Genomic DNA, 23,745 nt, shown 5'->3' on the forward strand with positions numbered 1-23,745 from the left:
ATGGCTACGTGGCCCGCGATGGCGGGGCACGGTGGGGCTGCGCGCTACTCGGTATGGCCCGCTGTCTCCAGCGCCGGATAATCGACATAGCCCGCTGCACCGCCGCCATAGAAAGTCGCGCGGTCAAAGTGGTTGAGCGGCGCTCCAAGCCGGAGCCGCGCGGGCAGGTCGGGATTCGCGATGAACTGCCTGCCGAATGCCACCGCGTCGGCTAGCCCTGCCTGGATAGCGTCATTCGCTGACCCCGCTGTGAATCCGCCGGCGAGGATCAGCGTTCCTGGCCAGTAGGGGCGGAGCTGGCTGATCTCCTGCGGGGTATCGATCTCCATTCCGACGCTCGTGCGTGCCTCGATCAAGCTGACGTAGGCGATACCGAGTTTGTTCAGGCGTGTCAGCAGATATCCGTAAAGCCCGACCGGATCAGAATCGCCCACATCGTTGTAGGTGCCGAACGGTGACAGGCGAACGCCGACGCGATCGGCGCCCCAGATCTCGATCAGCGCTTGCGTTACCTCGATGAGCAGCCGGGCTCGGTTCTCAACCGATCCGCCGTAAATGTCGGTGCGCTTGTTCGAGCTATCGTCCAGAAACTGCTGCAAGAGATAGCCGTTTGCGCCGTGAATCTCCACACCATCGAACCCGGCCGCCATGGCATCGCGCGCGCCTTCGCGCCAGGCCTCGATGATCCCGGGAATCTCATCCAGCTCGAGTGCACGCGGCGTTTCGTAAGGCACTGGCTTCCATTCCGGCGTCAGCGCAGTTTGACCGGTGATCGCGATCGCCGACGGTCCAACCGGTAGTTCGCCATTCGGCTGAAAGCTCGAATGCGACGAGCGCCCTGTATGCCACAGCTGCAGAAAGATGATTCCTCCCTTGGCATGTACCGCATCGGTCACTTTCCGCCAGCCAGCCACTTGCTCTTCGGAATGAATGCCAGGGGTCGCCGGATAACCCTGCCCAGAGGGAGTCACTTGCGTGGCTTCGGCGATGATGAGTCCGCCTTCGGTCGCGCGTTGGCCGTAGTACTCGGGGGCGAGCGCGTTGGGAACATTCCCGGCGCCAGCGCGCATGCGCGTGAGTGGCGGCATCACGACACGATGGGCCAGCTTGTAACGTCCGACTTCAAGCGGTGTGAAGAGTGATAACAGGGGCATAAGAGGATCCTTTGCACAGTTGTTCGGCAACAAATGACGCAAACCCGAACAGGAATTTCAGTGCCGGTGCCGTCGAGATGCACCGAGCGGAAGTGGCCTAATTAAGTATGACCAGTCGTCTTAAATTAGTCAACGGCGCTCGTTGCATTATCGAAGTTGGCCGGATACTGTCGGCCTGTGCTGAATCTCCCACTCAGCGCATAGTCTGCTGATAGGCAGGCGTGTCAGGAGGGGTGACGATCGGCGGACCCGCGCCACTGTGCTTGACAGTCGTCTCGGAGGCGTTACAATTAAAGACGACCGGTCATTTATATTTGATGGAATCTACGTCGATGGAATCGAAGACGACTCCGGCCCGCCGAGGCCCCAAGCCCAACGTACATACCCGTGACGATCTGCTTCGAGCAGGGGTCCGATTGCTGCACGATTCCGGCTACGCCGCGACGGGTATCAAGGAAATCGTCGATGCAGCCCAGGTGCCCAAGGGGTCCTTTTATAACCACTTCGACAGTAAGGAAGACTTTGGGGGCGAAGTGGTCGACGCCTATTTCGAGCGAGGCCACGGCGAACTGCGTGCGCTCTTGACCAACGAGAGCATGCCGCCGCTCTTGCGCTTGCATACCTATTTCGACGAGCGGATTCGCGGTTATCGGGCGGGCGGCTATTTGCGGGGTTGCCTGATGGGAAACCTCAGTCTCGAGGTCGCGGATCACAGCGCATTAATCCGCGAGCGGCTCGCAACGCACTTCAAAACATGGGCCGGTCTCCTTGAGAGTTGCATTGCCGAAGCGCAGGTGACGGGTGCCATCGGCACCCGGCTGCCCGCGCCGTTACTCGCCCAGTTCGTTTTGAACAGCTGGGAAGGCGCGCTGCTACGCATGCGCGCGGAGCAAAGCGACGCCCCGCTGTATGAGTTCATGGAGGTCGTATTCCGATCGGTTCTCGCTTGACGCAGCGTAAGAGGTGAAAATGAACCCACTTGAAATGAGCGGACTCGATTTGCTGCGAGCAGTCGTGGCCGGCGACCTCCCACGTTCGGCGATGGCAGAGACCGTACCGATGACGTTTCTGGACGTCGATCCAGGCTATGTAAAACTTTCAGCCCGCGCAGGGAAGCAACATCTCAATCCTCCAGGCGGCGTTCACGGCGGCTTCGCGGCAACTGTACTCGACTCCGCGACGGGCTGCGCTGTTCATTCGACGCTGGAAGCGGGCGTCGGATACGGCACCATCGATCTGCAGGTCAAGATGTTGCGCCCCGTACCGATTGATCAGGATCTGGTGGCTGAGGCTCGCTCGGTCCACATCTCGCGAAATATCGCGACCTCGGAGGGTACGTTGAAGTCTTCCGATGGAAAGCTGTTAGCGACTGCTACTGCAACCTGCTTTTTGAAGAGAGGGCACATCCCGACTCTACCCATCGAGCCGGGCGCGAGCATCACTCGCTGATGCGGAAATACTCGCTTGGAACCACTCCAAGCCGGTGCGGCTACGTTGGGCTGGATGGCCGACAACTTCGGCATCCCGGCGGTCTACAAGCTTTGCGCCTGGCTCCCTTTCCGGGCATCGTCGGGTCTTCCTGCCGAAACAGGCGGCTGCAGTCGATTCCGCGCAGAACCGGTGATGAAAATCGTGGATCTGGTGTACTTCGTCGGAGTGATTGGCACTTTCGCACTAAGCCCTGGCCGGTATCGCTCGCAAGTGCGGGGCAAGGTTTGATGCATCCGGGAGGCTCCTTGCGTCGATAGCGGCCTGCGTCATGGCCGAAGCCGCGGCGCGGTCCGACCGAGCGAGTGAGTCTTGGTCATTTCGCCTGGACATGGCCCGCGAGCCACCTTGCAATCGGTTTCCAGTTTTCGCGCAGGGCCCGCTGGCCCATGAAGAGCCCGATATGCCCACCGTTCGCAACGGCTTCGAATATCTCCTGCGGGTTCGTGCCCACTAGCGATTTCGCGGCGAACACCTGAGCCTTCGGCGTAATCTGGTCATGCTCGCCCGCCAGCAGGTAAGTGGGGCATGTGATGTCGTGCAGGTCGAGTGTCTTGCCAAGCGCCACAAATTCTCCCCTCGCGAGCCGGTTCTGTTTGAACAGCTGGTCGATCACCTGCAGGTACCATGTGCCCGGAAGGTCAAGCGTGTATTCGTACCAGCGTTCGAACTGCTCGAACCGCCGCACGTAGTCCGGGTCGTCGATGCGCTCGTAGAGTTCGACGAACTTGTCGAAGTATTGCGCGAGCGGGTGGAGGTTCTTGAAGCCTTCGAGCATGTAGCGACCCTGGAGGAGCCCGTCACCGGACTGGACGAGATCCTCGTAAAAGCGCATGGGCAGCGTATGCGCCGCCAGTTTGATCGCGCCGTCGCCCGCATCGGTGTCGATCGGCGCGCCGGCGATCACGAGACGCACAACTTTCCCCGGGAAGCGTGCGGCATACATGGCCGCGCACCACCCGCCCTGACAAAGACCCACTAGCTGGACACGGTTGCCCAGCTCGTGCACGCACAGATCGATCTCAGCGAGATAGTTGCCGATGTTGTAGAACCGCATCTCAGGCGTCGCACTGCGCCAGTCGGCGGCGTACACGCTCGAGCAGCCGTTGGCGAGCAACGTTGCGATCAGGCTCTGATGCGCCTGAAAATCCGCGATCGTCGATGAGTGTCCTGCGTATGGGGGAAGCACCAGCACCGGTGTCCCGGTGCCTTGCGAGAACTCGCGCAAGGCCAGGGTCGGCAGGTCGAGAGCGACCCGATTCCTGGTGGTCCATTGCGGCGGCTCGTTGCCTGTCTGGGTCTTTTCGACTTCGCGCAGGAATCGAACCGCTTTATCCACGGTTTGCAGTGCCGTTTCTTCAAGCTCGAGCGCGAGGCCAAAAGGCCAGAAGAGCGGAACGCCGACCTCGGGATACGGGTGTGCTTGCTGGATCTTTTCTCGCATATCCAAACCTGTCCGGTCCCGGCGTCGTTCCACACATGCACGCAAATCGTGTGCCGCTGGACTCGGGAGGATCCGCACCCGCCAGCGCAGAGTGTCTTGCGGTCATGAAAGCGTTCACGTGTGACGTCGGTCGTGCACGCGGCAGTCGATCATGATGAGGAACCAGGGCAAATGGTTCGCTAACTCATCGCCTGGACGGATGCCAACGCGTCGCTATGATGGTTCGGTGTGGCAACCGCCCTTGGTCATTTGACCGGCCCGTTGGGGGTCAGGATCGGTGGTTCGATACCGCCCGTATCCACGGCGAACCCGCCCCAGGGACCCGAACCGGGACTCGCGCCGATGTCACCCGGCGGGCTGTACTCGCTGCTGACCGGTATGGCGGCTGCCGTAGCGCGAGAGCCGGTCCCCGTGCCATTGACGCCTGGCGGGCCGTAGCCGGTATCCGAGGTAGCCGTCGCCGAGGCGTTGGTGCTGCCGCCAGCACCCGTTACCCTCGGTTGGCTGTAAGTGGCCGGCGCGGCGCGCGCTATGGAATTTGCACCTGGCGCGGTACGGGGCAGCGCCGCGACCACGTTCTGCCTCATGCGCAACTGGGCGAACCTGCTTCCCAGGACGCTGGCCGATGCCACGCCGGGGCCGCCTGCACTCGCGTTACCGCCGCCGGCGCCTCCACCTGAGCTACCTGCGCCGGAGCTTCCTGCGCCGTGACCGCCACTCCCCGAACCCGCACCACTGCCGGCACCGCTGCCCCCGGAACCAGAGCCGCTGCCACCGGAACCGGCGCCGCCACCGGAACCAGCGCCGCCACCGGAACCGCCACCGCCACCGCCACCGCCACCGGAACCCGCACCGGCGCCGCCACCGCCACCGGCACCAGCACCGGCACCGGCACCAGCACCAGCACCGCCACCGCCACCGGAACCAGCGCCGCCACCGGAACCGGCACCGGCACCGCCACCGCCGCCGGAACCAGCGCCGCCACCCGAACCGGCACCGGCACCCGCACCGGCACCGGCACCGGCACCACCGGAGCCGGAACCGCTGCCCCCCGAGCCCGCACCGTTGCCTCCTGACCCGGCACCATTGCCCCCGGAGCCCGCACCTGCACCTGCACCGTTGCCACCCACACCCGCGCCGACGCCCGCACCGACGCCTGCGCCGCCACCCACACCTGCGCCGACGCCCGCACCGACGCCTGCGCCGTTGCCACCCACACCTGCGCCGACGCCGGCACCGACACCCGCACCGTGGCCGCCGTTGCCATTGCCATTGCCGTTGCCGTTGCCACCCGCACCCGCACCCTGGCCACCGCCGTTGCCGCCCCCACCCCCACCGTGGCCGCCACCGCCACCGTTGCCGCCCGCCGCTCCATAAGCCGCACCGGACAGCGCTAAAACCACCACCCATGTCGCCGTGTGTTTCGTCGCTCGGTTCATCGTCCGCCCCTTTCCTCGTACAAACCGCTTCGAAAGTGCGCCGGTGCAGCGCTCAAATTCTGCGCGTACGCCAACAGCCGCCTCGCGCATACGATGTGCCACGATGAGCAGGGGAATCGATTCTAGTAAGGAGAACTACGAACGATGCGTTGCATCGCCCGATGCAGCCGGGATCACCCTGGCGTTCCCTGTACGGTTGCGCGATTTCGCCGACGGCATTTTGAAGAATCGGCACCGGCAAAGTCTCCAGGCGTCATGTACGCATCCGGCCAACACGTCATGCGTGGAATCCATGTCGAGCGCCGGACTTGAATAAGAGTCTTTATCAACCGCCGGGAAAGCATGATCCGTGCGCACGATCCAGAGAACAGAGAAGAGGAACTCGTGGATGCGAGCCACCGAATTCCTCGGGCTTCATCGTGTCAGCTGATGCATACCGTGCCGGTACTGCCGTCCCGATCAGCGCCTGGCTTTCCCGCTTTGCGCATATTCGCGGATGCGCGTGGCCAGCGCCGGTATGCCAGCATTGCGGGCCACGTAGTGGGAAAGCTGGCGTGTGGCCAGATCGACGGTCACCTGATCGTCGGGCGCCTTGGTATACGGTCCGTCGACGGCAGCGTGATATTCGATGCGCAACTGGGTGTCGTCCGCGACGATGCGCAAATACCCGTAGTTCTGGTCGTCGTAGTTCTCGATGACCACGGCATCGGTGCTGTTCGTTGCGGCCTGGATCAGCTGCGGCGCACGAAGCGGCGGCTGTCCGTTGGTGGTCAGTCGCTGCACGTTGTGTCCGCCGTTGCCGCACACGATGTACGGAATGTGGGTGCCGTCCGGACGTGTGCGCGTAAAGCGCTGATAGTTGTGCGCGTGCCCCGCGAGATCGGCATGGGGCCATACGCCCACCTCTGCGCAGATCGCATCGATCTGCTGCTGCATCTCGACACTCCAGCCGTGACGTCCGCGCGCGACATAGGGCGGATGATGATGCGCGAACAGCAATGCGCCCGTATAGCCTTCCTTTTTCACCCGCGTCAACGCTGCCTTGAGAAATTTCAGCTGGCTCTTGCCGATTTCGCTGTTCGAGATCACGCCAGGATCTTCGAGCGTATTGCTATACAACGCGATGATGCGCACGAACGGCGCTTCGAATGTAAAGAAGACGCCAGGTTGAATTTGCGCAGTACGTGAAAGGTTGCCGGCATCGGGCGAGACCTGAAAGCAGTCGGAGCAGAAGTTTCGCAGAAACGCCTGCAGACTCTTTTCATGCTGCAAAGGCGAGATCATTCCGTCATGATTGCCGGCGACGGCGAGGATCGGCGCGTGATAGTCGCGATAGGGCTCGTAGAACTGGTCGTAGTAGTACTGCGCTTCGCCGAAGCTGTAGACGATGTCGCCCAGCAGAAAGTTGAATTGCGGCACTTCGGCAGGATCGGTTTCGTCGAAGTCGCTGACCATCTTGTCGGAGACTTCGTTCTGCGTTTTCGGTCCGCGGGTGCTGCCGCAGTCGCCCGTCGAGTGAAAAACGATCTGTCCGTTCGTGTTGATCTGGTTGAGGATGGCCGGATCGTTGTCGATCACGTCCGCGAGTGTCAGGCGAGGCTCGACGCCGCCGCGCGGCGCAGGAAACGGCAGAGCCTTGAGTTTGTGCTCGCGGTTGAGTTCGTCGATCATCCGGTAGGCCGCCACATCGGAGGCGTGCCTGACGATGAAGGTTTGCGGATCTGGCGTCGGCTGCGGCTGCGAGAAGACGGGGGCGGCGAGAACGCGGCCGTCGCCGCTGTCACTGCCATTGCTGGCTGACGTTCGAACTGAGCGCTTCTTTGGCATGTTCTATTTCCTCCAATCGCGGTTGAAAGGCGGGACCGCGTTTGACCGACGCGATCCCCTGCCGAATGCACCGGGTGAGACGGTGGCTTGCGGGAGAGGTTCAGTCGTAGTCGTTGCAGGTCGTAACAGGCGATTTTTTTCTCCGCTTATACTCACTCTCGCCTGAATGACTCACGCTCAGGTCCCACGCTGCACGCCGAGAAAAAAACACGACATCAGTCGATAACACGGCACGCGATTCAAGTTTCGTAACCGCGGTTCTTACATAACAGGTGGGACCTTTTATGCTAAATCGTGCTTTTGGCGCAGTGATTTCATCGTTGCTCGTGGCCGGCGCGGCCGCTGCACCCGTCATCGCGCATGCCGACGACAGCTTCGCGCAGGACGACGGCGCGTCGCATGGCCGTGCGGTCAAGGTGATGATCATTTCGATGTTCGGTCCGGAAGGCCAGGTATGGCTGGATCATCTCGGCCCGTGGCAGGACATCACCGTCGCGGGTCTGTCCCCCGATTACCCGGCCGTGCACTGCAACCGCCAGGATGTCTGCGTGATGACGACAGGCATGGGGCACGCGAACGCCGCCGCGTCGATCATGGCGCTCACGTTCTCGCCGCGTTTCGATCTGCGTCATACGTACTTCATGGTGGCGGGCATCGCCGGGATCGATCCGCTTCAGGGGACCGTCGGTTCCGCTGCGTGGGCGAACTGGCTCGTCGATTTCGGCATTCAGTGGGAGATCGACGGACGCGAAATTCCGGCGGCCTGGAACACCGGCTATCTCGGCATCAACACGACGGGCCCGACGCAGAAGCCGCCGCTCGACTATCGCACCGAAGTGTTCCAGCTGAACCCGGCGCTCACGAACGCGGCATTCGCACTGTCACACAATGTGACGCTGACCGACGACGCCCAGGCGCAGGCTGCTCGCGCGAAATACAGCTATGCGCCCGCAAACCGTCCGCCGACCGTGATCCAGTGCGACACGCTGGCGGGCGATACCTGGTGGTCGGGCACCGACCTCGGCGAGCGAGCGCGCCAATGGACGAAGATCCTGACCGACGGCAAGGGCACCTATTGCACGACGCAGCAGGAAGACAACGCCACCTTCGAGGCGCTGACACGCGCGGCGAACGTGCATCGCGTCGACCTGAACCGTGTCGCGGTGCTGCGCGCCGGCTCGGACTTCGACCGGCCGTATGCGGGCCAGTCGAGCGCGGATAATCTGCTTAACTACGCGTCGCAAGGCGGCTTCACGATCGCGATCGACAATCTGTTCCTCGCGGGCAATCCGCTGGTGCAGGACATCGTCACGCATTGGGGCGAGTGGCGCAACGGCGTACCGCAGCGGTAACGCATTTGCGGTGCGGTGAGGCGGGCCGGGTGCCGGCCCGCACGCGCGTCGAGTGTGTGCACGATTGAGTTCATGTGCGGCCTCGTGGGCGGTGGTCGCGTGTAAGCCAGCACAGACGGGGGGGTCTTGCGGTGCCGGCATGCCGTGTCACGGGATCTGTCCGATCCTTCCCAGTTCCCAACTTTGTTCAACTTTTCCTGGCGTTCTTTCGGATGCCTTTCTATTGTCGCGTCACAGCCCGCCGGGAATATTCGAAGTGCCTTCTCGTTTACGCAGGACGCGAGTCGCGCGAAGCAACGCTGCGCGACCCGTCATGATCGATCCGGTCGATCGTGCGCGCAGGAGGTGTCAAATGGAAACTTGCGTTCGTTCTCCGCATTCAGTTCATCCACTGGCTTCGACGGGCTGGCGAAAGCGCCACGTGCATCCCGCTTTGGGCGTCGAAATGCGTGTGGAACCGCTCACGTCGCTAGCGAGCCCCCTACCGAAAATAGAGGAGGTTGACCCATCGCGATTCTGATTGCGCGTTTGCACAATGAAGACGTCGCGTGCGTGAAAAGGGTTCATCGTGAACGGTTTCACCAGCTGGAGCCTGTCGCTCCTTGATCGCCGCGGCACACGGAATACGGACTTCAGCGCTCACCGCCGATACGACGCATTTTCTCGACGCGGCGCAGGAGTGGCAGCCATGACAAAGTTACTCGTCAGCCATGCAGCATGTCATCACTGGCTGTTCTGTGGCTGGGCACTCGCATTCGTATTGCTGGCGTTGTTGCCGGCGACCATCGCACACGCGCTGCCGATCTTCGCGCGCCAAACCGGCCAGAGTTGTGTGGCTTGCCACGCCGGGGGACAATTTCCCGAGCTCACGCCTTATGGGCGGATGTTCAAGCTCACCGGCTATACGCTGGGTGAACGCACGATTCCGATTGCCGCAATGGCAATCGGCGATCTGAGTCAGACGCGAGTCAATACGGATGCGAGCGGCAACACCATCAACACCAAGAATGGTCTCCCGATTTTCGACTTTGCGAGCATCTTCCTTGCCGGAAAGATCACCGACAAGATTGGTGCCTTTACGCAGTTCACCTACACGAACTACGACCATCAGAATGGCACAACGAACAAATGGGAAGGCCACTGGGCATCCGACAATACAGACTTCCGGTTCGTGGACCGGATCATGGGCGAAGCGAACGACCTGATCCTCGGAGTCACGCTGCACAACAATCCAACCGTGCAGGATGTCTGGAACTCCGCGCCGGCATGGGGTTATCCGTACATTTCATCGACGATCAGTCCGGTTGCCAGGATCCCCAATCTTCCGGTTATCGAAGGCAGTCTGGCGTCGCAGGTGGCAGGCATCGGCGGCTACCTGTACTGGAACAAGATGGTCTACGCCGAACTGACCGCGTACAGCACGGCCGATGGCATCTGGTCGTTCATGAGTCACGGTAACCGGGAAGGCAACGCGGCTCACCCGCAAATATATCTGCGCGGTTACAACCCGTATGCGCGCATCGCCCTGACGCGGGACTGGGGACCCCATAGCGCAATGGTCGGCGCGTTCCTGTTGAACGTGAACATCTATCCGAACGACTCCAACCAGTTCCCGATCTTTACGCAGGGCGTGACGCGCTTCCGCGACTACGGCGTGGATGCGCAGTACGAGTACCTGCTCGAGCCGCACACGATCACCGCGCAAGCCCGCTATGTGCGTGAGAACGTCCACGATCCGAACAATCTGGTCCTGAGCGACAGCGCGTCGGGGAATCTCGACTCGTTGAGGATCAAGGCGTCGTATGTGTATCAGGCCAGGTACGGATTCAGTCTGTCGTTCTTCAATACGACGGGCAGTCCAGACAGCACAGCCTACGCGGCCAGCGCGAACTTCCACCCGAATACCCAGGGATGGATGCCGGAGATATTCTGGATACCGAATCAACGCATCCGGATAGGAATTCAGTACACGCACTACACCAAGTTTCTCGGAGCCACGTCGAACTACGACGGCGCCGGACGCAACGCGAGAGACAACGACACGCTTTTCATCTATGTGTGGGCTGCTTCATGGTGATGTCCTGTGGTTACAGAGCACCGCAAAGGCTGCAGCAAGGAGGTTGTTGCCATGAACAAAGTGACGCATATCGTCTCCATTGGGATGCTGCTGTGCGGGTCGGCGTGTCAGGACCTCGAGCATTCGCGACAGGTCGACAACCCGCAGGTGCGCGGAAAGACCATCGCCTTGCAGGTGTGCTCGAACTGCCATGGTGTGAACGGCGTTTCGGTGTCGCCTACGTTTCCGAAGCTCGCCGGGCAGCGCAAGGAATACCTGGTCGATCAACTGACGGACTTCAAGAGTCATTCGCGCGCCGACCCGAACGCGCAGCGCTTTATGTGGGGATTCACCCATTTGACCGACGCGCAGATCGACGAGCTCGCCACGTACTTCTCGAGTCAACCCGCGGTCCTCGGTGAAGCGAGCGATCTCGCGCTCATCAACGAAGGCAGCGCAATCTATCATTCGGGCCTGCCGGACAAGGGCGTCTCGGCGTGCATGGCGTGCCATGGACAGCATGGCGAAGGGATCAATCAGTTTCCCCGGCTTGCGGGCCAGCATGCGGACTACGTCATGAAGCAGCTCAAGGTCTTCCAGCAAACGGATACCCGGCCTCGTGGCGCGGTGATGAAGGCGGTGTGCGCCAACATGTCGGATCGGGACATGCGTGCCGTCGCGGCGTACGTCGAGGTGTTTCCGCCGGAAGGGCAAGCGTCCGCTGGTGCGCCAGACGATCGATGAGCCAGCAGGCGCGCAGCCCCCGACCCTTCGACGTCGTCTTTGAACAGCGAATGCCATGAAATCATCCTCACCGTCTTCCGATGCTGCGGTGGCGACTCCAGCGGCACGACATCGGCCTCGACCCACGTGGCGCGCGGATCAAGCGAGCCTGCTGTCCGACGAGCGCTCCTTTGCGAGGCGCCTCGGCGCTTTCGACTGGCTGTTTGCCCTCGCGATGCTTGCAGGCGCAGGCTTTGCCTTGTCACGCTACCAGGCGTACATGAGCGCCTATGACCGGCTGGTGCTGGTGTGCTCCGTGCCGGCTTTCGTCATGCTCGGCTGGCGCTGGAAGCCCGTGCGGCTGCTGATCGCCGCAATCGCAGCGCTGTCGCTGTTCGCGATCCAGCTTTACCAGGGCGACCTGGGGCGCGCCGACAGCACGTTCTTCCTCAAGTATTGGCTGTCCAGCCAGTCGGCCATTCTCTGGATGAGCGTGCTTTTCGTGCTGGCCACGCTGTTCTACTGGCTGGGCATGCTGTCGCGCTCGCCGTCGGGCGGCGCGATTGGCTCGAAGCTGACGTGGGCCGCGGTACTGATGGGCTTCGTCGGGATGATGGTGCGCTGGTATGAGTCGTACCTGATCGGCGCGGATGTCGGCCATATTCCGATTTCGAATCTATATGAAGTGTTCGTGCTGTTCAGCCTGATCACGGCACTTTTCTACCTGTACTACGAGGAGCACTACGAGACGCGCTCGCTCGGCGCCTTCGCGTCGCTCGTGATCAGCGCGGCGGTCGGGTTCCTGATGTGGTACTCGATCGCGCGCGATGCGCAGCAGATCCAGCCGCTGGTGCCGGCGCTGCAGAGCTGGTGGATGAAGATTCACGTCCCGGCCAACTTCATCGGCTACGGCAGTTTTGCGCTGTCGGCGATGGTTGGCGTGGCATACCTGCTGAAGGAGCGGGGCGTGCTGGCGGACCGGCTGCCGACGCTCGATGTGCTCGACGACGTGATGTACAAGTCGACCGCTGTCGGCTTTGGGTTCTTCACCATTGCGACGATTCTCGGCGCGCTGTGGGCTGCCGAGGCGTGGGGCGGCTACTGGAGCTGGGATCCGAAGGAAACGTGGGCGCTGATCGTCTGGCTGAACTATGCGGCCTGGCTGCATATGCGGCTGATGAAGGGGTTGCGGGGCCATGCTGCCGCGTGGTGGGCGCTCACGGGCCTGCTGGTCACCACCTTCGCATTCCTGGGGGTGAACATGTTCCTGTCCGGGTTGCACAGCTACGGCCGCCTGTGAGGATAACGAAGGAATGCGACGACGCATGAAGCCTCCGTGCTCGCCACAAGGCCCCATCAGGGTTTGAGCTTCGCGAGGCGCGGTGCGAAGCGGCACATGGCGAGGGGGAAGAGTGCCAGGACGGCGCCGGCAAAGAATGTGGTGGGCGCGCCGTGCCGATCCCACAACCAGCCGGCAATGACGCTCGCAATCAGCATGCAGATGCCGCTGGCGAGATTGAAGACGCCGAACGCCGTGCCCCTGAGCGACTGCGGCGCGGTTTCGGCGACCATCGCGGCGAGAATGCCTTGCGTGAGCCCCATATGCAGGCCCCACAGTGCGACGCCGATGAGCACGGTGATGATCGATGCACGCGCGCCGAGCACCAGATCCGCCGCGATCAGTGTGACGATGCCGAGCGCAAGCAGAACACGGCGGTCGGTTCGATCGGACAGCGCGCCCGCGGGGTACGCACTGAGCGCATAGGCGAGACTCATCACCACCATGACGCCGGGAATCCACGCGATATCGATTCCCGTCTGCTGCGCGCGCAGCACGAGGAATGCTTCGCTGAAGCGCGTGAGGGTGAAGGTCGCGCCAATCGCGACTACGAACCAGTAGCGCCCTGGAAATTCCCGCAACGCCTCCCAGCGCAGCGGTGACCGGAAGCTGCGGGGCGCCTGTTCATGGGCCGGCTCCTCGATGCCGAACACGATCAGGGCGAGCGCAATGACGGCTGGCACGACGGCGAACCAGAGCACGGCGCGGATGTGATCCGAGAACTGGAGCATCAGCACGATGGCCACGAGCGGCCCGGCGAACGCGCCGATCGTATCCATCGACTGTCTGAGCCCATAGCACGCGCCGCGAATCTCCGGTGGCGCGACATCTGCGAGGAGCGCGTCACGCGGCGCACCGCGAATTCCCTTGCCGGTACGATCGATGAGACGCGCCGCCGCGACAAGCGCGGGCGTATGCGCCAGCGGAAACAGCGGCTTGGACAGCGCACCGAGCCCGTAGCCGAGCAGCAACAGCGCCTTGCGCTTGCCAAGCCAGTCGCTCACGGGACCCGAGAAGATCCTGACGATCATCGCCGTCGCTTCTGCGGCGCCTTCGAGCAAGCCCAGCGCGCTCACGCTCATGCCCATCGTGGTAACGAGGAAGATGGGGAGCAGGGCGTGAATGAGTTCGGAAGAAAGGTCCATGAACAGGCTCACGTACCCCAGCATGCGTACCGCGCGGGGAATGGGGATGCGTGAGGTTGCGGGCGTCTCAGGCAGCACTGTGCTGGCTCCGGAGATACGTATACTCGTGCCACGTCAGGGCGATGACGACAATGTCCAATGCGGTCACCAGCAGCTCGTGCAGCAAGCTGATGCTACCGCAGTTCTTCCATGCGTTGCGGCTGTGCAGGTCGCGATTGATTCGTGTTTCTGCTTCGTCTGCCCGGTGGCCCGCATGGACGTACCATGGAGTTGCGGCGCGATGGAAACCCGGGTTGCGCTGCGCCCATCAGACGCGTGGAGATGCGCCATGAAGAGCCTCCCGAATATCCGTCCGACATTGACTCCGTTGGCGCTCCTGCTGGCGGGGTGTGTCGTCGGCGGCGTGCCGCAAAGCGCGCAACAAAGCGGGCCACATCTGAGCCCAACGGAGTGCCGTGACCTGGCCTCGCTCAGAAGCAACGCGCCTCCCACGATGGCGCAACACCAAAGCGAACTGGCGGCCCTGAGGAAAGCGGGCTACAACCCGTCACCCTGGTACGACGACCCATACTACCCGGACGATCTGCAGGCGGCGCAGCGCCTGGTCGACTATTGGTTCAACACGGAGTGCCACCCGTCTCCACCCCGGTGAGCAAGGTGGGTTCGCTCCACTCCCCGGCGACAACAGCGAGTTCTGCTACCGGGTCTCTCGCGAGTGACCTATTCTGAAAGGATTACTGGAGGCTGGTTTTTTCTACGCATTCGACAGGAGGTGTGCCATGTCGATGTCGATCACTTTGCAGGAGCGCCTGCGCAGCAAGGGCTCACGCTACGAAATCGTGCGCCACCCATACAGCCATTCGAGCATGGAAAGTGCTGCTGCGGCGCACATTCCCGGCGACCGTCTTGCAAAAACGGTGCTGCTCGAGGACGAGCACGGCTATGTGGCCGTCGTGCTGCCCTCAACCTATGCCGTGCAATTGTCCGAGCTATGGAACAAGACGGGGCGCAGGCTCGGCCTTGCTACGGAAGACGAACTGCGCGAGCTGTTCAAGGACTGCAATGCGGGGGCGTTGCCGCCGATCTGTGCGGCGTATGGCATGAAAACCTACCTCGAGACGAACCTGGCCGGCCAGCCGGACGTCTACTTCGAGGCGGGCGATCACGAAGAACTGGTTCATATGGATGGGGACCAGTTTCTGGCGCTGATGGACGACGCGGAGCGAGCCCATTTTGCAAGGCGCATGCGAGGCATGGGTGGACGCGCGTGAGTGAGTAGTCGAACAGCGTGCGTTCAGGCAGGCGCGGTGCCGATTAACCCCATCGCGCCGGGTAAACGCATGCCCGTTTCGCGCGCATCGGGCGCAAGCGCTTCGTGAAAGAGGCGGTGGCGGCGGAGACGGCCTCCGCCGGCTGGTTGCGCAAGCAACGGTTCACGGCGCCATCCTCGCAATACTCAAGGTGCCAGTTCGATCCCGTGGCGGTTCATCACGGGCTTCATCATGTCCAGCAGATCGGCGCAAAGCGATTTCAGACGTTTTATGCGGTGCTCAAGGAGTTGACGGATGGTGGTTCACTCGTCGGCAACCAGGCGGCGCCTTCCTGATGTCCGTATGTGGCTACAAGGCGCCGCAAGTAGCAGGGCCAAAGTCCGAGCATTCCCGGAGCGCGTCCCGGCGTCGCGCGATATTCACTGTCCTATACTTGGTACTTCCCATTGAGCCACTTCCATGGGCCTGACCGCATCAATTAACCGGGAACAGGAGAGAGAAAATGCCTATCGCCAGACAAATATCGGCCCTGCTCGTCGCGGCATCGCTCGGGATTGGCACAGTCACACCCACCTTCGCGCAGAACGACGCTTCGGGTGCAGCCACTGCCGTAGTGCCGGGGGGCGCGTCGTCCGCGAAGCCAACCAAGGCGGAGCGCAAGCAGGCCCGAAAGGAAGCCCGGGCGAAAAAGAACGCCGAATTGAAGAAGCTTGAAGCTGCGGGCTATCAACCCGGTCGCGCAAATGATCAGAACTATCCGCAGGATCTTCAGAACGCGCAGAAAAAGGCGGGGATTGGGCAGGGCGCCAGTCAATAGCGGCCGAACGCCGTGTCCCTGCTAATTGCGCTGTGAACTGCGCCGGCGGCGCGCTGGTTTTCGGCTGAAAGGCCAACCCATCGTACGAGCAGTCGATCGAGATGGGTCCCCGCCGCTGGCGTAGATCTCCCTCAAAAATCGGCATGCAGGGTAACGTACGCGCTAAGGGGCTCGCCGAGATAGGCGCCGGCCTCATTGGCGGCGATGAAGTAGCGGCGGTTAGTCAGATTGTGGACATTGAGATCCACGCCCCAGTGGTTCGCCTGATAGCCGAACGCCGCGTTGGCGATGACATAGGACGGCACCGAATTGATGTTCGAGATATCGCTGTATACCTTGCTCATGTAATTGATGCCCGCTCCGACGTGAAACCCGGGATGGCCTGCGATCGCGAATGTGTAGGTAGACCACAGATTCGCCATGAACGCGGGCACGTCCTGCGGACGGTGGCCGACCGCCGTTATCCCTTGGGGATTGCTCGTGACATAGGCGTGCTGAGCCGTGAAATTGGCGATCACATGCCAGTGATCCGTGATGCCCGCGTCGAGAGACGCCTCGCCGCCTTGTGTGCGCTGGCTGTCGTACACGACGGTTTCGATGTTGTTGACGGTCGTCGGCGTCGCCACGTTGTCGCGCGATACGTCGAAGAGTGCCGTGTTCAGCACGTATTGGCCGTCGAGGAATGAAAACTTGACGCCTACCTCGTACTGCAGCGCCGATTCAGGCGCGCCGATGCCCGTCTGCGTATTCTCCGAGTTGAAGTTCGTCAGATAGCTTTTCGATATGCCGAAATACGGCGACATCCACGGCGTGAGCTTGTAAAGCGCGCCGATATTCCAGCTCACGGGCGCATCGTTGCGCGAGTAAGTATTGCCGGCCAGTATCGGTACGCCTTCGTTGTCCACCCGGCCGGGCACGGTGATATCCGGTGTCAGCGACGTTTGCCACCAGTCCTTTCGCACACCGACGCGTATCTTCAGCTTGCTGGTCGCATCCACCTGATCGGTGGCGTACAGGCTGTAGAAGTTCGCAACCAGATGATCGTTGTCGCACGAATGCTTCGCATCACAAAGGAAATGCAGGCTCGCAAGCGACGTTTCGGGCGGAACCGGTGCGAACACATCTTCGATATTCGGAAGGTCCGCCGTGGAGCGATCGGTATTGATGGTCTGATGCTGGTACTCGAAGCCAGTCAGCAGCGTGTGCTTGACGCTGCCCGTTGCGAACTTCCACACCGGTTCGAGCTGATAGTCGAGCGTATTGTCCGAATCGTTTTGCTGGCGCAACTGCCGGTTGACGACCTCGTTGCCGACCACCTTCGTCTTCGAACTATCCCCATTGCCAAAGAATTCCAAGGAACGGTGCAGGAACGACAGCCGGTTGTTGATCGTCAGCACGTCGTTGACCTTCCACTCGTCGGTGAGGGTCGGGCGAACGTAACTTGCACGCGCATAGGCGAACGGCGTCGAATACTTCGCGTCGAACGGGACGTTCCGGATGGGAGTGCCGTTGTAATAGATGATGCCGTACGAATCTGGCGTCGAGCGGGAGTCCTGCGCCTCGAGCGAAAAGTCGATCTTGTGGTTGCCGACTTTCCATTCGACTGCAGGACGGATCTCCTTGTCCCAGTACGACAAGCTGCGGTAGCCGTCCGATCTTGCACCTGTCGCGTCGACGCGATAGTTCAAACCGGAGAGGCCGGTCGGCCCCGTGACATACGCGCTGCCCCAGACCGTGCCGAATGAACCGGCCTGGACGCTGCCGCCATACTGAAGCGTGGGAGACGGCGTGTAATGGACGATATTGATCGTGCCGCCCGGCGGGCCACTGCCGAAGAGTGACGAACCCGGTCCTTCGAGAACCTCGATACGTTCGACGCCGTTCAGCGAATGCGAAACGCCGTTGACCTGATCGCCGTCGGAAAACCCGTCGGTGTAGATCTGGGCCTGGAGGCCGCGGATCATGAAGTGATCGAAGAAGCCCTTGGCATCCGGTCCGCCGGAGTTCACCCCGGTGGCGTTGCTGAGGCTCTGCTGTAGCTTCGTGGCGCCTTGCTCCTTGAGCAGCCCGCTGGGGATTTCCTGCACCGTCATGGGCAGGTCGCCGATCGGGGTTCCGGTCTTGCTGACGTCTGCGGTCTGGTCAGGATCGTTGACGTTGTCGGGCGCGGTCGTCGGTCTGGTTGCGCGAACAACGACCGTATCCAGTGTCGATGGCGTTTGCGTTTGCTGGGCCTGTTGAGCTTTCGCTGCACTGGAAAAAGACAGCGTTGTAAACGCAACCGATACGGCGATTGCGATGCGAGACGGGGACGATTTCATTAACGTCATCCTGTTTTTGGGGATTTCTGATAGTTCGTCGCCCCCTATATTCTTGAATGCAAATGACTTGCATATGTAAGCTGCAAATAGACAACGGGAGAGCCGTTTTACGAACGGCCCGCCCGCCACCTCGAAGCAGGTTGGCGAAGCAATGGTCTATGGTTTGGGCTCGGTGACGAATCCGATCTTCGTCAGGCCGCCTGCATAGGCGGCGGACATCACCTGTGCCACCGCTTCGTAGGCCACCTTGCGATCTGCGCCAAGCCGCAGTTCCGGCAGAGGTTTCTCGTGTGCCGCCGCGGCGATCTTCGTGCGCAACGCGTTGGGTGCTACTGGCTGCCCGTCCCATAGCACGGTGCCATTGGCCTCGATCGACACATTGACCTGCGCCGCCTTTGCGTCCTCCTTCTGGCTGCTTGCGTGTGGCAGTTCCACTTTCACCGCATGGCGCAGCGCAGGGATCGTCACCATGAAGACGATCAGCAAAACCAGCATGACGTCGACGAGCGGCGTCATGTTGATTTCGCCCATCAGCCCATCGTCTTCGTCGTCACTAAACGGGGTTATGGCCATTGCCGTATCTCGAGGTCAGTCGCTGCCGGTCGCGAGCCGCAGGCCGCTGTCGTGGACCGACGGCGAGAGGCTCGAACCGGTCACGAAGTACGCGTGCAGCCGATGCGCAAACCGCCTCAGCTTGCCGGCGAGCGACTTGTTGGCGCGCGTCAGCGCGTTGTAGCCCAGCACAGCGGGAATGGCGACGAAGAGGCCGAACGCCGTCATGATCAGCGCTTCGCCGACCGGGCCCGCGACCTGATCGATCGACGACTCGCCTGTCGCCCCGACTGCAAGCATGGCGTGATAGATGCCCCACACCGTACCCAGCAACCCGATGAACGGCGCGGTGCTGCCGATCGATGCCAGGATCGAGAGACCGCCCTGCATTTGGGCGACACTCTCGTCCATCGTGTCTTTTAGACAGCGCGTTATCCAGTCCGACACGTCCATGCGTTCGCGCAAAAGCGGTTGCGTGCTGCGATGATGAGCGGCGGCCTCCTTGCCGGCCAGCGCGAGCGCGAGAAACGGGTTTTCCCGCGCCGTGCTTGCTCGGCCTTCCGATTGCAATGCCCTGTCCGTGAATTCATCGAGTTGTGCGATTGTCTGATCGATGTCACGGGCCAGTTTTTTGAGTCGGATGACATTCCAGCCCTTGACGATGATCACGCTCCATGAGAGCACCGACATGACCAGCAGTGCGAGCGCGATGCCGCGCGACACGAAGTCTCCGGCAGCCAGGAAGTGCGAAATACCATAGTTTTGCATGGTGGGTTCCCTATAAACGTCCGCGCTAGTTGTTCAGGGCGAATACGAAAGGAACAGACGTCGGCACGCGGCGCGGCGTACCGTTCTCGAGATACGGCTGGCATGTGCTGTCGCGCACGGCGGCAAGCGCCGCTTCGTCGAGGCGGCTGTGTCCGCTGCCGCTTTTCAGTTCCACGGATTCGGGCTGCCCCGTCAGTCCGACGATGAATTTCACCATCACCGAACCGGTTTCGCCGCGTCGTTGCGAGAGCGCCGGGTAGGGCGGCTGTGCGATGCTGCAATGCAGATGCGAGATGTCCTGCGGAGCGGCCAGTGCGATTGTCGGGCGGGCGGAGACGGCATCGGGCGACGATGCGGCGGCTTCCGGTGCGGCGGCCGCGGGTGCTGCTGGTGTCGAGGAGGCGGTGGCGCTCGACTGTGCCGCCACGGGTTCGGTTGCAGCAAGCCTGCGCGGTGATGGGGCCATGGTTTCATGCAGCGTCGTCACATGATTCGTTTTCCTGATATTTTGCGGCTGCGCCTTTGGCTTCGCAATGTCGGAGGATGTCGCACGGTGCTCGATCCGGGAAGGATGCGACTGGACGACGGCGGATGTCGTAACCGGCGCGGGGCTCAGCAGTTCGGCCGTGATCGTGCGCGGCTCGGCGGGCGGCGGCACAGGGTCGTTGCGACCGCTCAGCACCACCGCGAGTAGCGCCGCGTGAATGGCAGCGACGACAACGATGGCGCTCGTTGCGCGCACATTCAGTCTGTCGGGCGATGCGGGCTCGCGATCGGCAATAAAAGGCAGCGAAATCTGCATGCGGTAGATCCGGTTCAAGCGGTTCGCTTTATCGAACGTCTGCGCAGAGCGTCGATGTCAGCGGGCGGCGGCTGCCCCCACGGGCAGCCGCCTACCGATGCCAGCTACTGTGCGCCTGGCGCAGCGGGCGTCACGACCCCGTCAACGCAACGTCCGGACGACGTGATTCGCTCAATCGTCATCGTCGTCAGCGGCAGCGACCGTCTTCGCGCCATCGGTCGTGGGCTTCGTATAGACCGAGTGCGGCTCCGGATACGGCTTGTTGCCCATCACGCCCGCCCACAGTACGCGGTTGAACACTTCCGGCGGAACGCGATCTTCCCTGGAGAAGTCGAAGCCCTTCGTCGCGTTCGCCCAGTAGGTCGCGTCATGCAGCGGATGAATGTCCGGACCCTGTGCATACTGGTTGCCGTCGTTGCCGCCCGAGGTTGGGCCGGTCGCCACGTTGCCCACGTTCGTGCCCTTCAGGATCGTCGACGCAACGGCGGTGTAGGTCCACGAACCGTCCGAGCCGGTGTCGAAGACGTCGGCCATCGGTTGCGCATACGCCGTGTTCAGGTCGATGTGCTGGGTGCCGAGCACGTCTTCCATGGTACGGACCGCGTTGACCTGGCTGTAGGCGGTGCTGACCACGGCGTTCTTCTTCACATACGCGCCAACGACATAGGCCGGAGCACGGTGCGAGTCGACGTGATCGGAGCCGGCCTGCGAGTCGTCCTCGACCACCACGATCAGCGTGCTTTTCGCGTACGGGCTGTGCGCGACCGTCTCGATCAGCTTGCCCACCGCGAAGTCGTTGTCCGCCTGCTCCTGCTCAGCGGTACCCATCTGGCCGACGTTCTGCGCATAGCTGCCGGTGTGATCGGAACCCATGCGGACGAATTCAAACGACGGGAGATGGCCGTTCGCGACGTACTGCTGGAACTCGCGGTTCCATTCGAGTTCGCGGAACGTGTCCGGATAGGCCTGATCGAAGCCGCGATAGTACGGGTCCGTCAGGGTGACGAGCGACGGCTTGAGCGGGTAGACCTGAATATTGCCGGAGGCAAACGGGGTGAGGAGGGGGCTGGCGATCGTGCCGATCGAGCCGGTGTTGTTGACCATGCCGCCGTAGTTGCGAACCGTACCGCCGGCTTGCAGCACCGCGTCGTAGATGCTCGCTTTCTGATAGCCGAACGGGGCATCCGGCACCGAGATATCGGCGATCCCCGGCAGCGCGTTGGCCGTGCCGCCCGGCAGCGACGACGTAACCGTGGAATAGGCGCCGCCCGAGGCGGTGTCGCGCATGGCAGTCGTGGCGAGGCCGACCGGCAGACCGCGGTTGGCGCCTTCGGACTCATACGACATGCCGCGGCTCACGCCAGCGTAGTTCTCCTGCTGCGAAACCTCCTCGGTCGGCGTGACGTGCGCATGCTGCACCCACGACCAGCCGTCCATGGAGCCATCGCCCGGATCGGTGAAGTTGTCGATCGTGACGAAGTTGCCGGCGATATTGTGGAAGTTCGGCGTGGTGGACTTGCCGTACATCGTCAGCGAGGGATCGCCGTTCGAGCCGTTGCCGAGGTCGCCGAGAATCTGGTCGAAGGTGCGATTTTCCTTGACGACATAGATCACGTGCTTGATGTGATTGCGCAGGAAATGCATCGTCTGGCGATCGCTTTCCGACTCTCTCGCCGAGTAGTGATTGTTCTCGGCGACCTGGCTGGTCAGCCGGGCAAGCACATCGCCCCGCGGGACCGGTGCGCTCACGAGGCTGCTCTGCTCGAGACCGAACTGGTACTGGGCCGAGGTGCCCGAGGTGTACAGCGGGTTCGGGCCGGTGTTCGACTTGCCGTTGATGATGTACATCTGCGACCCGTCGGCGCTCAGCGTGATGTCCTTGGGCGCATAGGCGGTCGGGATCAGGCCGGTGACGTGGTAGCCTTCGTCGCCATCGAGCGAGATCACGGCGATCGAGTTGTCGCCGTTGTTGACCGCATACAGGGTTCTGCCGTCGCGTGACACGGTCACGTTCACCGTGTCGCGACCGCTGTACTTCTTGTTGTTGCCGTGGCCCTGATCGTCGCCATCGCCGTCGCCGGACTGGCTGGCGATGTCGATCGTCCTCTCGACCCGGTGGCTGGCGGTATTGACGACTGCAACCTGGTCGGTGTTCGCTACGGCGACGTAGAGCTTCGACTGATCCGGCGAGAGGGTCATGCCGTAGGCATTGCCTTTCACCGGGATGCGAGTGATGAATTGCGGGGCGGCCGGGTTCGACAGGTTCAGCACCACGACTTCACGGTCCCGCACCGACGAGATGAACGCGGTGTCGTCGGATTTCAGCGAAACGGCCCACGGGTATTCGCCACCTGCGGCGCCTTGCGTGCCCGACGTGTTGAACGGGCGCAGATCATATTCCGACGTGACCGTGTTCGTCGTCGTATCGATGATGGTAATCGAGTCGTTGTAGTTGTTGGCGACGACGAGGATCCGGCCATTGCCGGAGAGTGCGAGACCACCGGCATTCGGCTTCACACCGTTGCCGATCCCCTTGCTGTGATTCAGGGCGATGGCTGCGGTCTGTGACCATTGGGCCGACGGAAGTGCCGACGGGCGGCTGTAGACGTAGACCGCGTCGTCGGCGCCGCCGGTGCCGTACAGGGTCTGGTTTCCATTCCAGACGAGGCCATCGAACGCGTTGTTCTGGTGGATGGCCTGGACGAACTTCGGATTGGCCTTGTTGGCGCCCGACACGTCGTAGATGAAGATGTACTGGGTCGAGTCGGTCTTGTCGAGCGTGCTGTTGCTGGCGCCCGTGTAGACGGTGTTGTAGCCCGCCGTAATCACGGCCAGCGTGTTACCGTCCGGGCTGAGTTGCGACCGGATGGCGCCGCTGACGACCTGGGTCGGCTTTGCCGCGAGTTGCGGGTTGAGCAGCTGCTGCACAGCGCCCGGAATGGCTCTCGGGGAGATGAACTGGCCCGTCGGCAGAAGCTCCATGTTGCCCTGCGGCGGTGCTGCAAATGCAATACAGCTAGTCAGTAATCCTAATGCTAAGGCAGATTGAACGACGTTACGATTCATTTTGGTTCTCTCCAGATAATCAAAACAGAAACGCCAAATTCGATTCAAACGGAATCATTTGTCAGGTCTGTTGCCCCTGATTGCGGAGACGTGCCAGCGATTGGACCAGGTGGGATGTATTGCAGTGGCGCCATCCCGGCGCTTTCAGCCCGGTAACATTTAGTCAGTTTCGAATGTCAAT

21 protein-coding genes are annotated in these 23,745 nt (G+C 62.0%); 11 read left to right on the top strand and 10 right to left on the bottom strand.

Annotated elements, in window-relative coordinates; genetic code table 11:
- Positions 1-44 precede the first annotated feature (44 nt).
- On the bottom strand, positions 45-1,154 hold the full coding sequence (locus AB4Y40_RS18195; RefSeq protein WP_368688915.1) for an alkene reductase: 1,110 nt from the start codon (positions 1,152-1,154) through the stop codon (positions 45-47).
- A gap of 332 nt (positions 1,155-1,486) precedes the next feature.
- Between AB4Y40_RS18195 and AB4Y40_RS18200 the strand changes: the two genes are divergently transcribed.
- Genes AB4Y40_RS18200 through AB4Y40_RS18210 form a run of 3 tightly spaced genes read left to right on the top strand, consistent with a single transcriptional unit; the run spans position 1,487 to position 2,873 of the window.
- Positions 1,487-2,104: a TetR family transcriptional regulator C-terminal domain-containing protein gene (locus AB4Y40_RS18200; protein ID WP_368688916.1), complete on the top strand. Its 618-nt coding sequence runs from the start codon at positions 1,487-1,489 to the stop codon at positions 2,102-2,104.
- A gap of 19 nt (positions 2,105-2,123) precedes the next feature.
- Positions 2,124-2,603 (top strand): PaaI family thioesterase, encoded by a 480-nt coding sequence (locus tag AB4Y40_RS18205; protein ID WP_368688917.1) that lies wholly within the window; start codon positions 2,124-2,126, stop codon positions 2,601-2,603.
- Between the two features lie 15 nt (positions 2,604-2,618).
- On the top strand, positions 2,619-2,873 hold the full coding sequence (locus tag AB4Y40_RS18210) for a hypothetical protein (protein WP_368688918.1): 255 nt from the start codon (positions 2,619-2,621) through the stop codon (positions 2,871-2,873).
- 85 nt (positions 2,874-2,958) lie between these two features.
- Here AB4Y40_RS18210 and AB4Y40_RS18215 read toward each other — a convergent pair whose 3' ends face one another.
- The 3 genes from AB4Y40_RS18215 to AB4Y40_RS18225 all read right to left on the bottom strand — a co-directional run bounded on the left by AB4Y40_RS18215 (position 2,959) and on the right by AB4Y40_RS18225 (position 7,352).
- Complete coding sequence (locus tag AB4Y40_RS18215; RefSeq protein WP_368688919.1) at positions 2,959-4,119, bottom strand: alpha/beta fold hydrolase; 1,161 nt, start codon at positions 4,117-4,119, stop codon at positions 2,959-2,961.
- A gap of 550 nt (positions 4,120-4,669) precedes the next feature.
- Positions 4,670-5,461, bottom strand: a complete 792-nt coding sequence (locus AB4Y40_RS18220) for a hypothetical protein (protein WP_368688920.1) — start codon at positions 5,459-5,461, stop codon at positions 4,670-4,672.
- A gap of 523 nt (positions 5,462-5,984) precedes the next feature.
- Complete coding sequence (locus AB4Y40_RS18225) at positions 5,985-7,352, bottom strand: metallophosphoesterase (protein ID WP_368688921.1); 1,368 nt, start codon at positions 7,350-7,352, stop codon at positions 5,985-5,987.
- Positions 7,353-7,636: 284 nt separating this feature from the next.
- Between AB4Y40_RS18225 and AB4Y40_RS18230 the strand changes: the two genes are divergently transcribed.
- The 4 genes from AB4Y40_RS18230 to ccsB all read left to right on the top strand — a co-directional run bounded on the left by AB4Y40_RS18230 (position 7,637) and on the right by ccsB (position 12,783).
- Entirely contained in the window at positions 7,637-8,704 is a 1,068-nt protein-coding gene (locus tag AB4Y40_RS18230; protein WP_368688922.1) for a purine nucleoside permease, read from the top strand.
- Positions 8,705-9,272: 568 nt separating this feature from the next.
- Positions 9,273-10,781, top strand: a complete 1,509-nt coding sequence (locus AB4Y40_RS18235; protein WP_368688923.1) for a cytochrome C — start codon at positions 9,273-9,275, stop codon at positions 10,779-10,781.
- Between the two features lie 51 nt (positions 10,782-10,832).
- Positions 10,833-11,504, top strand: a complete 672-nt coding sequence (locus AB4Y40_RS18240; protein ID WP_368688924.1) for a cytochrome c — start codon at positions 10,833-10,835, stop codon at positions 11,502-11,504.
- A gap of 55 nt (positions 11,505-11,559) precedes the next feature.
- A complete protein-coding gene (ccsB, locus tag AB4Y40_RS18245; RefSeq protein ID WP_368688925.1) occupies positions 11,560-12,783 on the top strand; it encodes a c-type cytochrome biogenesis protein CcsB in 1,224 nt (407 codons plus the stop codon).
- Positions 12,784-12,839: 56 nt separating this feature from the next.
- Here ccsB and AB4Y40_RS18250 read toward each other — a convergent pair whose 3' ends face one another.
- Positions 12,840-13,991: an MFS transporter gene (locus AB4Y40_RS18250; protein ID WP_368689079.1), complete on the bottom strand. Its 1,152-nt coding sequence runs from the start codon at positions 13,989-13,991 to the stop codon at positions 12,840-12,842.
- A gap of 304 nt (positions 13,992-14,295) precedes the next feature.
- On the opposite strand from AB4Y40_RS18250, the gene AB4Y40_RS18255 reads away from it, so the two are divergent.
- The 4 genes from AB4Y40_RS18255 (at position 14,296) to AB4Y40_RS18270 (ending at position 16,055) form a co-directional block, all read left to right on the top strand.
- A complete protein-coding gene (locus AB4Y40_RS18255; RefSeq protein WP_368688926.1) occupies positions 14,296-14,619 on the top strand; it encodes a DUF4148 domain-containing protein in 324 nt (107 codons plus the stop codon).
- A 127-nt stretch (positions 14,620-14,746) separates the two neighbouring features.
- Positions 14,747-15,238 (top strand): aminoacyl-tRNA deacylase, encoded by a 492-nt coding sequence (locus AB4Y40_RS18260; RefSeq protein ID WP_368688927.1) that lies wholly within the window; start codon positions 14,747-14,749, stop codon positions 15,236-15,238.
- A gap of 104 nt (positions 15,239-15,342) precedes the next feature.
- The gene (locus AB4Y40_RS18265) at positions 15,343-15,573 is read left to right on the top strand and encodes a hypothetical protein (protein WP_368688928.1); all 231 of its coding nucleotides are present in this window, start codon (positions 15,343-15,345) and stop codon (positions 15,571-15,573) included.
- 167 nt (positions 15,574-15,740) lie between these two features.
- The gene (locus tag AB4Y40_RS18270; RefSeq protein ID WP_368688929.1) at positions 15,741-16,055 is read left to right on the top strand and encodes a DUF4148 domain-containing protein; all 315 of its coding nucleotides are present in this window, start codon (positions 15,741-15,743) and stop codon (positions 16,053-16,055) included.
- A 131-nt stretch (positions 16,056-16,186) separates the two neighbouring features.
- On the opposite strand, the gene AB4Y40_RS18275 is transcribed toward AB4Y40_RS18270, so the two are convergent.
- From AB4Y40_RS18275 to AB4Y40_RS18295, 5 genes are all read right to left on the bottom strand, one after another.
- Positions 16,187-18,505 (bottom strand): TonB-dependent receptor, encoded by a 2,319-nt coding sequence (locus tag AB4Y40_RS18275; RefSeq protein ID WP_368688930.1) that lies wholly within the window; start codon positions 18,503-18,505, stop codon positions 16,187-16,189.
- A gap of 27 nt (positions 18,506-18,532) precedes the next feature.
- A complete protein-coding gene (locus AB4Y40_RS18280; RefSeq protein WP_368688931.1) occupies positions 18,533-18,949 on the bottom strand; it encodes an ExbD/TolR family protein in 417 nt (138 codons plus the stop codon).
- 15 nt (positions 18,950-18,964) lie between these two features.
- Complete coding sequence (locus tag AB4Y40_RS18285) at positions 18,965-19,696, bottom strand: MotA/TolQ/ExbB proton channel family protein (RefSeq protein ID WP_368688932.1); 732 nt, start codon at positions 19,694-19,696, stop codon at positions 18,965-18,967.
- 25 nt (positions 19,697-19,721) lie between these two features.
- Positions 19,722-20,498, bottom strand: a complete 777-nt coding sequence (locus AB4Y40_RS18290; protein ID WP_368688933.1) for an energy transducer TonB — start codon at positions 20,496-20,498, stop codon at positions 19,722-19,724.
- Between the two features lie 171 nt (positions 20,499-20,669).
- The gene (locus AB4Y40_RS18295; RefSeq protein WP_368688934.1) at positions 20,670-23,480 is read right to left on the bottom strand and encodes a bifunctional YncE family protein/alkaline phosphatase family protein; all 2,811 of its coding nucleotides are present in this window, start codon (positions 23,478-23,480) and stop codon (positions 20,670-20,672) included.
- Positions 23,481-23,745: the final 265 nt, after the last annotated feature.

Source organism: Paraburkholderia sp. EG287B (assembly GCF_040965595.1).
GTDB lineage: Bacteria > Pseudomonadota > Gammaproteobacteria > Burkholderiales > Burkholderiaceae > Paraburkholderia.

Bases quoted from the DNA above. Each gene is read 5' to 3' on its own strand.
- AB4Y40_RS18205 (WP_368688917.1), top strand. From the start codon at position 2,124: ATGAACCCACTTGAAATGAGCGGACTCGATTTGCTGCGAGCAGTCGTG.
- AB4Y40_RS18285 (WP_368688932.1), bottom strand. From the start codon at position 19,696: ATGCAAAACTATGGTATTTCGCACTTCCTGGCTGCCGGAGACTTCGTG.
- AB4Y40_RS18220 (WP_368688920.1), bottom strand. From the start codon at position 5,461: ATGGAGCGGCGGGCGGCAACGGTGGCGGTGGCGGCCACGGTGGGGGTG.
- AB4Y40_RS18260 (WP_368688927.1), top strand. From the start codon at position 14,747: ATGTCGATGTCGATCACTTTGCAGGAGCGCCTGCGCAGCAAGGGCTCA.
- AB4Y40_RS18295 (WP_368688934.1), bottom strand. From the start codon at position 23,480: ATGGAGCTTCTGCCGACGGGCCAGTTCATCTCCCCGAGAGCCATTCCG.
- AB4Y40_RS18240 (WP_368688924.1), top strand. From the start codon at position 10,833: ATGAACAAAGTGACGCATATCGTCTCCATTGGGATGCTGCTGTGCGGG.
- AB4Y40_RS18250 (WP_368689079.1), bottom strand. From the start codon at position 13,991: ATGCTGGGGTACGTGAGCCTGTTCATGGACCTTTCTTCCGAACTCATT.
- AB4Y40_RS18290 (WP_368688933.1), bottom strand. From the start codon at position 20,498: ATGCAGATTTCGCTGCCTTTTATTGCCGATCGCGAGCCCGCATCGCCC.
- AB4Y40_RS18225 (WP_368688921.1), bottom strand. From the start codon at position 7,352: ATGCCAAAGAAGCGCTCAGTTCGAACGTCAGCCAGCAATGGCAGTGAC.
- ccsB (WP_368688925.1), top strand. From the start codon at position 11,560: ATGAAATCATCCTCACCGTCTTCCGATGCTGCGGTGGCGACTCCAGCG.
- AB4Y40_RS18255 (WP_368688926.1), top strand. From the start codon at position 14,296: ATGAAGAGCCTCCCGAATATCCGTCCGACATTGACTCCGTTGGCGCTC.
- AB4Y40_RS18270 (WP_368688929.1), top strand. From the start codon at position 15,741: ATGCCTATCGCCAGACAAATATCGGCCCTGCTCGTCGCGGCATCGCTC.
- AB4Y40_RS18230 (WP_368688922.1), top strand. From the start codon at position 7,637: ATGCTAAATCGTGCTTTTGGCGCAGTGATTTCATCGTTGCTCGTGGCC.
- AB4Y40_RS18200 (WP_368688916.1), top strand. From the start codon at position 1,487: ATGGAATCGAAGACGACTCCGGCCCGCCGAGGCCCCAAGCCCAACGTA.
- AB4Y40_RS18280 (WP_368688931.1), bottom strand. From the start codon at position 18,949: ATGGCCATAACCCCGTTTAGTGACGACGAAGACGATGGGCTGATGGGC.
- AB4Y40_RS18195 (WP_368688915.1), bottom strand. From the start codon at position 1,154: ATGCCCCTGTTATCACTCTTCACACCGCTTGAAGTCGGACGTTACAAG.